We start from the raw sequence: 12,819 nt of genomic DNA, 5'->3' as shown, positions 1-12,819 counted from the left end.
GAGACGACCTCTAGCAGGTCAGAACGCCAATGTCTTCACGCCGGGCTTGAGCAGATGGGCTGCCACATCTGCAGGTTTGGCTGCCGTGACACCCGCCAGCAGGTCCGTCGGCTGCTTGCCGGTGTTGGGCAGGTACAGCGCGCAGACTTCCACCTTCGCGCCACCTTTGATAATCCCTTGCAGCATTTGCTGCGGCGTGACGTTGCGGGGCTTGAGGGTTGGCTGAGCTTTGCCGTCTTGGCTGCTCAAGGCGATGTCGCCGGCCGCGTCACAGAGCAACACCCGTACCGATGCTTTCTGTTCGAGGGCCTGACCTGCCAGCACCAGGCCGGCTCCCTGGGCCATGGGACTTGATGAATGGATCGACACAAAGAGTTCCTCGGCTTGGGCGGCTGTGGCCGCGCAGGCGAGCGCGAGGGCGAGTGCGATGGACTTTTTCATAGGAAGGCTCCTTGGTTGGAAGAAACACGCACGGGCACCCCGTCAAGGCGGGGCAATGCCCAGGCTGCGGCGCAGCGATGCCGCGTCGGGCAGGTATTCGATGGTTTGGACACGCTGTTGCTCCAGCGCAATCAGCGTGACCTCCTTAGGCTTTCGGGGCAGATGACTCGTGATTTCGGAGTTCTGGACCAAGCCGACTTGGAAGGGCAAATCACGCATCTTGGGAAGCGCAAACATGCGGGTCACCATCGCAGGCATGGCACTGATGTCCGCGATATAGACGAGCCGACGCTCAGCGAAAATGGATGGGTGCGGACGCAACGCACCGCTCACGATGTCGCTGGCCGTCTTGTCGGCCGCAAAAACGACAAAACGAGTGGACGCCTCGATGCTCACTTGGCGCTCGTGCTTGTCCACAACGCTCAGGGCTGGCAAGAGACTTCCCGGAGCCAAGGGCGCTGCCAATAGTGGGGTGGAGGCGCCTCCAACGACCACTGCGAGCAGGATCAGCGAGATCCGCCGGCGGGCGATACCTCTGTTGGCCTTCGCCAGCGGTCTGTGTGCATAGGGGATGGTTTGGGGATTCATCGGTACTGCCTGAGATAGTTCCACTCGAAGCCACGCTTGGCCCAATGGAATAAACGGGTCGAAGGCAGCAGTACATTGCGCTGCGGGGTGCGCCACACCAGAGTTCCATGATCGATCGCATCCACGATGCAGATCAGCTCGACACGGAACGTCTCGCTCGATGGGCGGCCGTCCAGGTCGGCAATCAGATTGGCTGCCGCGGCCTTCGCCTGCAGGTCCGCCATGTGGGCCTGCTTGGGCATCCAGTCCGGGCCAGGGAAGCTGCCCGAGTCGCCGACCACGACCACGCGCTCGAAGCCAGGCACCCGGCAATGCGCATCGGCCTGCACCAGGCCGCCTGGGGACCGAGGGAGCGTCGTTGCATCAAACCAGGTGTTGCCGGTCATGCCGGGCATGAAGAGGATCAGGTCCGCTGCGAACGATCCGCCTTCCGTCACAACCTGGTCAGCCTCGAACCGCACCAGCTTGTGGCCCAGGTGGGTCCGGATGCCTCGCCGTTCCATTTCTCGGAGCAGGTGCTTCACCGTCTTCATGCCGAGACGGTTGCCGGGCTCGGAGGACGGGTTGAAGAAAACGAGATCGAAGTGCTGGCGCCGGCCCTCCCGTTTGAGCTGCTCATCGATGCCGAACAGGAACTCGAACATCGGGCCGCCGCGCACCGCACTGGGCTCATTCGGATTTCCCGCGAAGCCGACGGCGATCGTGCCGCCGGTCATTTCGCGCAGTCGATCGCGGATGCGTTCTGCCGCTGAGATGCCTTCGCAGGGTGTGATGGCATGCTCGATGCCGGGCAGCTTCTTGATGAAGCGCCCGCCGGTGGCGAGAACCAGGCCGTCGTTGACGACATCGCCGGTGCTCGTCTGCACGGTGCGGCCGTTATCGGCGAGGCCCGTGACTTCGGCCGGGACAAAGCGCACGCGCTGGCGCTGCAGAAAGCCGTCCAACGGCACGATCAGATCCTCACGGCGGCGCAAGCCGCTCGGGATCCAGATGATGCCTGGAAGGTAGTGCAGTTCCGGGCGCGGTGCGACCAGCGTGATCTGCGCCGCGGGATCACGGCGCCGCAGTTCGCGGATCGTCGACAGGCCGGCAAAGCCCGCACCCAGGACCACAATGTGTCGGGGATTCTGCGCGGTCGTCATGGCAGTGCGTTCGAGGCGTCCCCTGCAAGATCAGCAGGCACCGGGGGCAACGCGGTGAACCTCGCGCCGGACAGGGATATGGATTGCGACACGGTTGGATTCCCTCTCAGGCCGACTCGTCGCCGATGACGATACGTGCGTCGCTCAGAAAACGGTGTGGCGGGATTTCTAGATTGGTGGGTGCCGGCTTGTTCTTGAACACCCGACCGGCGAGGTCGAAGGTCGAGCCGTGGCAGGGGCAGAAGAACCCCCCTTGCCAGTCTTCGCCAACGCTCGGGTTGGAAGTGCCCGCAGCCACCGCGCTGGGAGAACACCCGAGATGGGTGCAGATCCCGATGGCAACGAATAGGTCTTGTCGCTCGGAGCGGCCGGGATTGCGCAGGGCTTCCGGCAAGGCATCCTTGCTGGAGTTGGGGTCGGCGAGCTTGTCGTCCTGCCCGCTGAGTGCGGCGATCATTTCCGGCGTGCGTCGCATGATCCATACGGGCTTGCCCCGCCATTCGACCGTCTTCAATCCGCCGGGCGGGATGTCCGCCAGGTCGACTTCGACCGCCGCGCCCGCTGCTCTTGCCCGTTCACTGGGCGCGAAACTAGAGACGAAGGGGATGGCGGTCGCCGCGGCCGCAACACCGCCGGCCGCAGTCGTGGCGATCAGCCATGCGCGGCGCTCAGGATCCATGGCGCTGGAAGGAGGAAGGGCAAGGTCGCTCATGTCGGGCTCCTGGTGCGCGGCTGACGATGCAACCGCATAGGGGCTGAGGGCTGGTCCGGTGGCCGGTGCGCCAAAGCGCTTGCGCGGCACAGGCTGAACCGGACACCGGACACCGGCCGCAGGCTGGACGGCGGTTCGACGCGAGAGCGCAGATGACGCGCCCAGCCTCCTCCGGCAGCCCAGATCCCACGGCGCGGGGCTGCGGCCTTTCGGTCGCAGCGGCGGACTTAAAGGCTCTTCGTCGAGAAGTACCAGTCCGTGGTCTTGTAGCCTTCGCCCATACGCTGCTTGATGGCGTCGGGACTCTTGGGTGGGGGAACGATCACATCGCATCCCGGCGTCCACCCCTCGGGGGTCGCCACCTGGTTGGCGTCGCTCGTTTGCATGGCCGTGAGCAGGCGCACGAACTCGTCGATCGAGCGGCCGTTGCTCATGGGGTAATACACCATGGCGCGCAGGATGCCGTTCGGATCGATGAAGAACGTCGCGCGCACGGCCTGCGTGTCGGCTGCGCCCGGGTGCACCATTCCATAGGCACGGGCCACGTCCATCTTGATGTCCTCGATGATCGGGAAGCTGATCTCGACGCCGAACTTCTCCTGGATGTTCTGCGTCCAGGCCAGGTGCGAGTACAGGCTGTCGATGGACAGGCCGATCAGTTCGCAGTTCATGCCGCGGAACGTGTCGGCGGCCTTCTGGAAGCCGATGAACTCGGTGGTGCAGACCGGCGTGAAGTCAGCCGGGTGCGAGAACAGGATCAACCACTTGCCCTTGTAGTCCGCCAGGCTGCGCTCGCCGTGGGTGGTCTTGGCCTTGAAGTCCGGGGCAGGTTCGTTGAGACGGGGGAAGGCGACAGGTGCGATGTCTTGCATGATGACCTCTTCAGTTGAAGGTTGTGTGTCGAAGTGACCATCATATATTAGTTGATTCTAAATTAGAAGATATTGAAATAAAAGTATTGAAGTCATTGTTGTCGCCTATCAAGGAGCAACGATGTAGCGGGCAGACAGCCAGGAGTGCACACCAAGCCTGGGGGCGCAGGACCGAGTAGGGGCGGCAGCACGGCCGGCCAAGCGCCGAGGAGACCTCGGCATGTTGACGTGCGGTGACAAGCAGGATGAAACCTGTCTAGGCCTGGGCTGCGGCAGTCTCCTCCGTTCACCCGCGCGGGCGGTCTGCGATCGATGGCGGCAGACCCAGCTCAGTGCGCTTTGGTTCGCCTGTGTGGGGCTCCGGCGAAGGCGGCCTGCGCCTTCGCCTTGCGCTCGAACTGCCTGGCGATGTTGCCGCAGACCAGGTCGCACAAGGAATAAACGGACTTGTCCGCGATGCTGTAGATGGCGCTGTTTCCGCGGCTTTCGCGTGCCACCAGACCGTGCTGGGTCAGCAGCGTCAAGTGCCGCGAGATGTTGGCCGAGCTGTAGCCACACAACTGGGCGAGTTCGCCCACGCTGCGCTCCTGCTTGCGCAGCAGGTTGAGGATCTGCAGCCGCGTTGGCTCGGACAGCGCCTGGAAGTACGCCGCCACCTGTTCCAGCGCCTCGTCGGGAAGGTCTTCCATATGTGTTGAGCATGCCAAGGATAGATGGGTAGACATGATGCCTCGGATCTTGATGATCTGCTTGTCTGTGAGCATCATGGTACTTGACTATTTAGCTATGTGCGCAAATAATGACTGAAATTTCTTCGCACTCGACAGCGCTCCTAACAGAAAGTGCCCTCCATGCGCCACACCAGCTACACCCTTTGCATCGCGGCTTTCGCCTTGATGGCGAGCCTGACTGCCTCCGCCCAGACGCCGCCCCAGCCGTTGAAGGCTACCGCGGCAGTGGCCACTGCGGGCACGACGACTTCGGCCTTCGATGGCGTCGTCGAAGCTGTTCGCCAGACGGTGATCGCGGCGCAGGTGCCCGGTGCGGTCATCCAGTTGGATGTCAAAGTAGGCGATCGTGTGAAAGCGGGCCAGGTGCTGCTGCGCATCGACGCCCGGGCGGCTGAGCAGAATGCCGCCGCCAGCGATGCCCAGGTGCAGGCAGCACGGTCATCCCTGGATCTGGCGACGAAGGACTTTGAGCGTCAGCAGCGGCTGTTCCAGAAGAACTACATCAGCCAGGCGGCCATGGAGCGCGCCGAGTCGGCTTACAAGTCGGCCCAAGCCCAGGCCAATGCGCTGCTCGCGCAGGCCAGTGCGTCGCGCACGCAGAGCGGCTACTACGTCGTGCGCGCACCCTTCGCGGGTGTGGTGTCCGAAGTGCCGGTATCCCTGGGCGACATGGCCATGCCTGGCCGGCCTCTGCTCACCCTGTATGACCCGACGGCTCTGCGCGTCACGGCGGCTGTGCCGCAGTCGGTGACGGCGCGCATGCCGGCCGATCCGAAGCTGCGCATCGAACTGCCCGGCCTGTCGGCGGCGAGTGCATGGGTGGTCCCTGGAAAGGTCCAACTGCTGCCCACCGTCGATGCAGCGACGCACACTGTGCAGTTGCGTGCCGAACTGCCTGGTGGCGTGGACGCTACCGTCGCGCCTGGCATGTTCGCGCGGCTGTGGCTGCCGCTGGCACGCAGCGATGCCCCCGGTACAGCGCCAGGCGCTCTCCTGTCCGTGCCCGTGGAAGCCATCGTGCGTCGCGCCGAACTCACCGGCTTGTATGTACTGAATCCGCAGGGCAAGCCCGTGCTGCGCCAAGTCCGCCTCGGGCGGGCCACCGATGGCCGCGTCGAGATCCTGTCCGGACTGATGCCCGGTGAGCAGGTCGTGACCGATCCGCAATCCGCCGCGCGCGTGCGTTGAGGCCGGTCATGACGAAAACACGATCCACCACTACCGGCGCGCCTGCCATGGGCGTTTCGGGCCGCATCGCCGCCTTTTTCCAGCGGGCACAGATTACGCCACTGCTGGCACTGCTCGCGCTGTTGCTCGGCCTGTTCGCCGTGGGCGTGACCCCACGCGAAGAGGAGCCGCAGATCAACGTCACGATGGCGAATGTGCTGATCCCCTTCCCGGGGGCTGCGGTGCGCGACGTGGAACAGATGGTGGCCGTGCCGGCAGAGCAGGTGCTGAGCCAGATCCTGGACGTCGAGCATGTGATGTCGGTGTCCCGTCCTGGTCTGGCCGTGCTGACCGTCCAGTTCAAGGTCGGCGTGACCCGCACCGAGGCGCTGGTGCGGCTGTACGACACGGTGAATTCGAACGCCGACTGGCTGCCCAAGGGGCTTGGTGTGCTCGAACCGATCATCAAGCCCAAGGGCATCGATGATGTGCCAATCGTTACGTTGACGCTGTTCAGCGAGAACGCGCAGACCGGCGCATTCGACCTGGAGCGTGTCGCGCACAGTGTCGAGGCGGACCTCAAGCGTGTGCCCGGCACCCGCGAAGTGACCACGATCGGTGGCCCGGGCCGAGCGGTGATGGTGCAAATCGACCCGGTGCGCATGAGCGGCGTCGGCGTCACGGTGCCGGAGGTGCGGCAGGCGCTGCTGTCGGCCAATCTGGGGCTTCCTGTGGGTGAGCTGATCGCAGGCAACCGTTCGGTGGCCATCGAGTCCGGGCCTTTCCTGCGCCACGCCCACGAGGTAGCCGATCTGGTGGTCGGCGTGCGGGCCGGCAAGCCGGTCTTTCTGCGGGAGGTGGCACAGGTTCGTGACGGTCCGCTTCCACCCAGCCGCTATGTCTGGCATGGCGTTGCCGGCAAGGACGGCGCCGCGCCGGCCGAGTATCCGGCGGTCACGGTCGCGGTGACGAAGAAGGCGGGTGAGAACGCCATCGACGTGGCCAACGCCGTGATGAAGCGGGTGGAAGGTCTGCGCAACACCGTCATCCCCGGCGATGTCCAGGTGGCGGAAACGCGCAACTACGGCGCCTCCGCCAACGACAAGGCGCAGACGCTGATGAAGAAGCTGCTGTTCGCCACCGCGTCGGTGGTGGCGCTGGTTTTCTTCGCGCTCGGCCGGCGCGAGGCGGCCATCGTCGGCAGCGCGGTGGTGCTGACGCTGACGGTGACCTTGTTCGCGTCCTGGGCCTGGGGTTTCACGCTCAACCGCGTATCGCTGTTCGCGCTGATCTTCTCGATCGGCATCCTGGTGGACGACGCCATCGTCGTGGTCGAGAACATCCATCGGCACCAGCAGCTCTACCCCGGCAAGTCGCTGGCGGCGATCATCCCGGGTGCCGTGGACGAAGTGGGGGGGCCGACCATCCTGGCGACGCTGACCGTGATCGCCGCGCTGCTGCCCATGGCCTTCGTGACGGGCTTGATGGGCCCGTACATGAGCCCGATCCCGATCAATGCCAGCATGGGCATGCTGTTGTCCCTGGCCATCGCCTTCGTCGTCACGCCCTGGCTGGCTCGGCTGTGGATGAAGGCGGTACCGGCTGCTGCGCATGGCGACGGCGGGCCGCACACGGCGACCCACTCCGGCCTGGCCGCGAAGATCGCGCCGGTCTTTGAGCGGATCTTCCGCCCACTGCTGGACGAGCGGCGTGGCTCGCGCAACCGCAGCCTGCTGGCCCTGGGGGTCGCGCTGCTGATCGCTGCATCGCTGGCGCTGCCGGCCACCGGCCTGGTGCTGCTGAAGATGCTGCCCTTCGACAACAAGTCGGAGTTCCAGGTCATCGTTGACATGCCCGCCGGCACGCCGGTGGAGCAGACGGCCGCAGTCCTGCACGAGCTGGGCAGCTACCTGGCGACAGTGCCCGAAGTCACCGACTACCAGGCCTATGCCGGTACCGCGGCGCCGATCAACTTCAACGGCCTGGTGCGCCAATACTATTTGCGTGCCGGCGGCAACGTCGGCGACCTGCAGGTCAATCTGGTGGACAAGACCGCGCGCAAGGACCAGAGCCATGCCATCGCAACCCGCGTGCGGCCAGAACTGCAGAAGATCGGTGAGCGCTTCGACGCCAACGTCAAGGTGGTCGAAGTGCCGCCGGGCCCGCCGGTGCTCTCTCCCATCGTGGCGGAGATCTATGGCCCGGATGCGGCCGGTCGGCATCAGGTCGCCAAGGCCGTGCGCGCCGTGTTCGAGCGCACGCCTGGCGTGGTGGACGTGGACGACAGCAGCATCGCTGCGGCACCGAAGACGATGCTGCTGGTGGACCGGCAGAAGGCCTCCATGCTCGGCGTGCCGCAGCAGGCCATCGTCACCACGCTGCGCGCCGGACTGGCCGGCGAGGCCACGGCCTTTCTGCATGACGAGACCAAGTACCCGGCGGCCGCGGTGCTGCAATTGCCGCCCGAGCAGCACGGCGACCTGAACGCCCTGCTGCAGCTCACGGTGCGCAGCGCCGATGGGAAACTGGTGCCGATCCGGGAACTCGTCACCCTCAGCGACCAGGTGAGCGAGCAGCCGATTTACCACAAGGATCTGTTGCCGGTGAACTTCGTCGTGGCCGACATGGCCGGCGCGCTCGACAGCCCGCTCTACGGCATGTTCCAGATGCGTGGGGAACTCACCAAGATCGCCACGCCCGGCGGTGGGACGCTGCAGGAGTATTTCATCCGCCAGCCTGATGACGCTTACCGCGACTACGCGCTGAAGTGGGATGGCGAGTGGCAGGTGACCTACGAAACATTCCGCGACATGGGCCTGGCCTATGGCGTTGGCCTCGTGCTGATCTACCTGCTGGTGGTGGCGCAGTTCGGGTCCTACCTAACACCGTTGATCATCATGGCGCCGATCCCCTTGACCATCATCGGCGTGATGCCAGGCCACGCCGTGCTGGGCGCGCAGTACACCGCCACCAGCATGATCGGAATGATCGCGCTCGCCGGCATCATCGTGCGCAACTCCATCCTGCTGGTGGACTTCATCAACCTGCAGGTGCGCGAAGGCGTGGAGTTCAAGCAGGCCATCGTGCGCTCCGCCATCACGCGCGCGCAGCCCATCGTGCTGACCGGGCTGGCTGCCATGTTGGGCGCCTTCTTCATCCTCGACGACCCGATCTTCAACGGCCTGGCGATCTCGCTGATCTTCGGCATCTTCGTCTCGACCGTGCTGACGCTGGTCGTAATTCCGATCCTCTACTTCATCGCGTACCGGAACCGGCTGGACGCGATCGCGGGCCGCGAAGAGCCCGAGGAACCCCTCACGCCAACCCCTGCAACCCTGTCCACTCAAGGAGAAACACCATGACTTCCTGGCAACTCGTTCGCGTCATCGCAGGCACCTTCATCCTGCTGTCGCTGGCCCTGGGCATCCCTGGCAGCCCGATCTTCGTCAATCAATGGTGGCTGGCCTTCACCGCCTTCGTCGGGGTGAACCTGCTGCAAAGCGGGCTGACCAAGTGGTGCCTGATGGAATCCATTCTGCGCAAGCTCGGCGTGCGCCAGGGAGCCTGATCATGCATGTCGGCTGCCCCGCCTGCGGGACGATCAATCGCGTCCCCGACGAACGCCCGTCCGGCGAGCCGGTCTGTGGTCGTTGCGGCGCTGAACTGATGGCGGCCAAGCCCGCATCGCTAAGCGATGCGACCTTCGAGCGCTACATCACGCGCACCGATCCGCCGGTGCTGGTGGACTTCTGGGCCAGTTGGTGCGGCCCCTGCAAGATGATGGCGCCGCATTTCGACGATGCGGCTGCGAAGCTCCCCGAGGTCCGTTTCGCCAAGCTCGACATCGATGCCAATCCGCAGGCCGTGGCGGCCAGCGCCATTCGCAGCGTCCCAACGCTCATCCTGTACCGCGCCGGCAAGGAGCTGGCGCGCCACTCGGGGGCGATGGTCGCAGGCGACCTGGTGCGCTGGGTCCGCAAAAACCTCACGCAGAAGGGATGAAGTCCATGAAGAAGCGCATGTCAAAGGCTTTGTGGATCTCGTTGCTGGCTGCGCCCCTGTATTGCCAGACGCAAGTGGCGATGGCCGCAGGGCTCATGGAGGCTTGGCAAGCGGCGACGCAGAACGACAAGGAATACGCTGTCGCCCGCGCGGCCCATGCAGCAGCCCAGCCGCGCCGTGACCAGGCCGCGGCGCTGTGGCGACCGACTGTCGGCGTGGTCGGCTCGGTGGGGGTAGCCACGAACGAGTCCGAAACGCGAGGTGCGCAGTTCAGCGCCCCTGGGTTCGGACAATCCAGTGGCGTAGGCTTCAGCACCTCCGTGACCAACGGCACCGCCTCGCGCTGGGCCGTGGCAGCGACGCAGCCGCTCTACAACCCGAAGCGGCGCGCCGAGCAGCAGCAGCTTTCCACCTCAGCCGACCTGGCAGACCTTCAATGGCAGGCAGCAGGACAGACGCTGATGCTCCGCACGGTGGAGCGCTATCTCGATCTCGCCCTTGCCGAGGAAACCGTGCGCGTGCATAGACAGCAACTCGATGCCGTCGAGAAGGCGGCGGTCGAAGCGCAAGACCGCTTCAAGCTCGGGGACGTCCCCATTACCGATACCCATGAGGCAGGCGCACGCCTGGCAGCACTTCGCGCGCAGGTACTGGCGGCCGAGAGCGACGTGCTGGTCAAGCGCAACCTGCTGGCGAACACCACGGGATTGCCTCCCGGTTCTCTGGCGGCCCGTCTTCCTGGCCCCAGCGCAGGCCAGACGTCATCGCTCCAGCCGCTGGAGTTCTGGCTGGATGAGGCGCAGTCGCGCAACCCTGAAATTCGCACCCAGTTGCTGGCAGCCGATGTCGCGAGGCAAGAGGCGACGAAGTACGGCCGGAGTTCGTCCGCCACCGTCGATCTCGTCGCCCAGGTGGGACGTGATCGACTGAGCGGCAGTGGCGATTTTGGGTCGGCCAGCAACACGGGCACGAACTGGATGATCGGCATCCAGTTCTCGATGCCGCTTTTCACCGGCGGATACCGCAGCGCCAAGGAAGAAGAGGCGCTGCGACTGGCGGAAAAGGCCGCAGCCGAGGTAGAGCGCACGCGAGAGCAAGTCGCGCAGCAGGTGCGCTTGGCCTGGCTGGGGCTGAGCGTTGGCGCCGAACGTGTCAGGGCGCTGGAACAGGCGCTCAGTGCCAGCCTGGCAAGGCTCGACGCCACGCGCCTGGGACGCGAGGTCGGCCAGCGCACCACGCTGGACCTTCTCAATGCCGAAAACGAATCCGCCACATCCAGCCTTGCGCTTGCGCAAGCTCGCATCGGTCTGTTGATGGACCGGCTGCGACTGGCCGCGCTGATCGGCCGCCTGGATGAGGCTGCTTTGCAAGTAGCCGATGGCGAACTTGCTGCGTCACCTTTGAACTGACACTGGAAATTGATCGCATGAGTTGGTTAGCGAAGATTCTTGGGGCTTCTTGTTCCCGTTTTGGTCGATCGGCGGGTAAATCGGCCGCCGAAATGCTGTCGGCCGGCGCCGTCTTGGTTGACGTCCGCTCCGCCGGGGAGTTCGCTGCAGGGCACATCGAAGGAGCGCTGTGGCTACCGCTTGACCGTATCCACTTAGACGTTGCGACCGCTGTGCCCACTCGGACCCAGCCTTTGATCCTGTATTGCCGCTCGGGCGCGCGCTCCCAACGTGCCTGCAAAATCGTTGAGCAGATGGGATATAGCCATGCGATCAACGGAGGCGGGGTGGGCGCACTTTCGAAGTTATTGAACCGGCCGGTCGTTGGTGGGCCGTGACGCTGTTCATTCACGAACGGGTAGGCTGACGAGAGGAGCCAGGTATCGAGCTTTGGTAGGAGGCGACCAAGAGAACAGTAGCGGGCATCGATTTGAATCCGGCGGGTCGGATCGGCCGAACCAGAACAAGACGAACAAGGAGCACGCAATGGAACTGAGATTGCTGCGCTACTTCGTGGCAGTGGCCGAGGAACTGCACCTGGCGCGCGCAGCCGATCGGCTGGGCATCGATCAGTCGCCACTGTCGCGCGCGATGCGCGATCTCGAACAAGGGCTGGGTGTGGCGCTATTCGACCGCAGTAGCCGGCAGACGCGCCTGACCTGGGCCGGCCAAGTGCTGCTGGTGGAGTGCCGGCGCGTTCTCGCTACGCTGGACCAGGCGATCCAGGCTACCAAGGGCGCCGCGCAGGGGTACCAGAGCTACCTTCGCATCGCGATCTGCGACAGCCTGGCCCAGCCCAGGATCGCCGCGTTGCTCGCTCGCAACCGCGAGGAAGAGCCGGAACTGGAAATTCGCATCTTCGAGCTTCCGTTATCGCAGCAGCTCAAGGGCCTGCACACCGATCTACTGGACGTGGGCTTCGCGTTGTCGGGTTCGGTCAATGGCGGCCTAGTGGCCGAACCGGTGTGGACCGATCCACTTTCGGTGATCGTGTCGGCGCGCCACCCGCTGTTGGTCCACAAGGAGGTCAAGCTCGCCGACGCGCTGAAGTTTCCGGTGGTGTTGTGCCACCCGGACGCAGCCTCGGGCTGCCACGACCAGATCCAGGCGGTGCTCGATGGTGCGGCGCTGCCGCTGAAGGTGGTCGATCATGTCACCAGCTTGGGCGTGATGCTCACGCTGGTTGGGGCAGGATACGGGATCGGCTTTGCGATTGCCTCGCAGGTGGAGGCGCTGAACCGGCCGGACATTGCGACACGGCCGCTAGCGGGCACGCCACCGATGCTCTCGACCTACCTGGTGCGCCGTGGGGGCGAGCCCTCCGAGCCGTTGAAGCGGTTCATCAGTCGAGTGAAACGCTTGAACGCCCCGACACCTGACGAGGGCGGGGCCTGAGCGATCCTTGTCGGCTGTTGTTGGTCGCGGGCAGACACCGATGGACGCCGCGCGGTGACTAGCGTGCGCCGCTGGTACAATATGTGGTCATTTCCTGTGGAGCTAACAGGAAAAACCCGTTATTAATCAATGGGTTGGTTGATTGGACTTGTTCCCTTCACCCGCTCCAGACATCTGGCTGCGGCGCACCACCTGATCGGGCGCCGCGCGTCCCCATCGAAAGGGCACCCCCTCACGGCGGTGCCCTTTTCTTTTCGCCCGGCGCGACATGATCCCGGCCGCGCTGGACCGATGCCGCTGGCTCATCGGTGCAGCCTCACC

Annotated in this window: 13 protein-coding genes; 7 read left to right on the top strand and 6 right to left on the bottom strand. The window is 64.8% G+C overall.

All coding sequences use genetic code 11. The features are described 5' to 3' along the window. Positions 1 to 18 precede the first annotated feature (18 nt). From L0977_RS00345 to L0977_RS00320, 6 genes are all read right to left on the bottom strand, one after another. Positions 19 to 441 carry a hypothetical protein gene (locus L0977_RS00345; RefSeq protein WP_020226651.1) on the bottom strand — a complete coding sequence of 141 codons (423 nt, stop codon included), beginning with the start codon at positions 439 to 441 and terminating at the stop codon, positions 19 to 21. A gap of 42 nt (positions 442 to 483) precedes the next feature. Then, positions 484 to 1,029 (bottom strand): hypothetical protein, encoded by a 546-nt coding sequence (locus L0977_RS00340; RefSeq protein WP_020226652.1) that lies wholly within the window; start codon positions 1,027 to 1,029, stop codon positions 484 to 486. Then, positions 1,026 to 2,171 (bottom strand): NAD(P)/FAD-dependent oxidoreductase, encoded by a 1,146-nt coding sequence (locus L0977_RS00335; RefSeq protein WP_024000745.1) that lies wholly within the window; start codon positions 2,169 to 2,171, stop codon positions 1,026 to 1,028. The genes L0977_RS00340 and L0977_RS00335 overlap by 4 nt, the downstream gene beginning before the upstream one ends. A gap of 106 nt (positions 2,172 to 2,277) precedes the next feature. After that, a complete protein-coding gene (petA, locus tag L0977_RS00330; protein ID WP_020226654.1) occupies positions 2,278 to 2,883 on the bottom strand; it encodes a ubiquinol-cytochrome c reductase iron-sulfur subunit in 606 nt (201 codons plus the stop codon). A gap of 227 nt (positions 2,884 to 3,110) precedes the next feature. Next, positions 3,111 to 3,755: a peroxiredoxin gene (locus L0977_RS00325; RefSeq protein WP_020226655.1), complete on the bottom strand. Its 645-nt coding sequence runs from the start codon at positions 3,753 to 3,755 to the stop codon at positions 3,111 to 3,113. Positions 3,756 to 4,084: 329 nt separating this feature from the next. Further along, positions 4,085 to 4,444, bottom strand: coding sequence for an ArsR/SmtB family transcription factor (locus L0977_RS00320; RefSeq protein ID WP_020226656.1), 360 nt, complete (start codon positions 4,442 to 4,444; stop codon positions 4,085 to 4,087). A 162-nt stretch (positions 4,445 to 4,606) separates the two neighbouring features. Between L0977_RS00320 and L0977_RS00315 the strand changes: the two genes are divergently transcribed. The 7 genes from L0977_RS00315 to L0977_RS00285 all read left to right on the top strand — a co-directional run bounded on the left by L0977_RS00315 (position 4,607) and on the right by L0977_RS00285 (position 12,498). Further along, the gene (locus L0977_RS00315; protein ID WP_096450783.1) at positions 4,607 to 5,674 is read left to right on the top strand and encodes an efflux RND transporter periplasmic adaptor subunit; all 1,068 of its coding nucleotides are present in this window, start codon (positions 4,607 to 4,609) and stop codon (positions 5,672 to 5,674) included. A gap of 8 nt (positions 5,675 to 5,682) precedes the next feature. Then, on the top strand, positions 5,683 to 9,015 hold the full coding sequence (locus L0977_RS00310; RefSeq protein ID WP_096450786.1) for an efflux RND transporter permease subunit: 3,333 nt from the start codon (positions 5,683 to 5,685) through the stop codon (positions 9,013 to 9,015). Then, a complete protein-coding gene (locus L0977_RS00305; RefSeq protein WP_034398876.1) occupies positions 9,012 to 9,221 on the top strand; it encodes a YgaP family membrane protein in 210 nt (69 codons plus the stop codon). The genes L0977_RS00310 and L0977_RS00305 overlap by 4 nt, the downstream gene beginning before the upstream one ends. Positions 9,222 to 9,223: 2 nt before the next feature. After that, positions 9,224 to 9,655, top strand: coding sequence for a thioredoxin (gene trxA, locus L0977_RS00300; protein ID WP_034398873.1), 432 nt, complete (start codon positions 9,224 to 9,226; stop codon positions 9,653 to 9,655). After that, entirely contained in the window at positions 9,652 to 11,064 is a 1,413-nt protein-coding gene (locus L0977_RS00295) for a TolC family protein (RefSeq protein WP_234262727.1), read from the top strand. The genes trxA and L0977_RS00295 overlap by 4 nt, the downstream gene beginning before the upstream one ends. Positions 11,065 to 11,081: 17 nt before the next feature. Further along, the gene (locus L0977_RS00290; protein WP_198363187.1) at positions 11,082 to 11,441 is read left to right on the top strand and encodes a rhodanese-like domain-containing protein; all 360 of its coding nucleotides are present in this window, start codon (positions 11,082 to 11,084) and stop codon (positions 11,439 to 11,441) included. Between the two features lie 148 nt (positions 11,442 to 11,589). Then, positions 11,590 to 12,498 (top strand): LysR family transcriptional regulator, encoded by a 909-nt coding sequence (locus L0977_RS00285; protein ID WP_020226663.1) that lies wholly within the window; start codon positions 11,590 to 11,592, stop codon positions 12,496 to 12,498. Positions 12,499 to 12,819 lie beyond the last annotated feature (321 nt).

Origin of the sequence: Hydrogenophaga sp. NFH-34 (assembly GCF_021401345.1) — a bacterium.
GTDB classification, from domain to species: domain Bacteria; phylum Pseudomonadota; class Gammaproteobacteria; order Burkholderiales; family Burkholderiaceae_C; genus Hydrogenophaga; species Hydrogenophaga electricum.
This window is presented reverse-complemented; position numbering and strand designations above follow the sequence as displayed.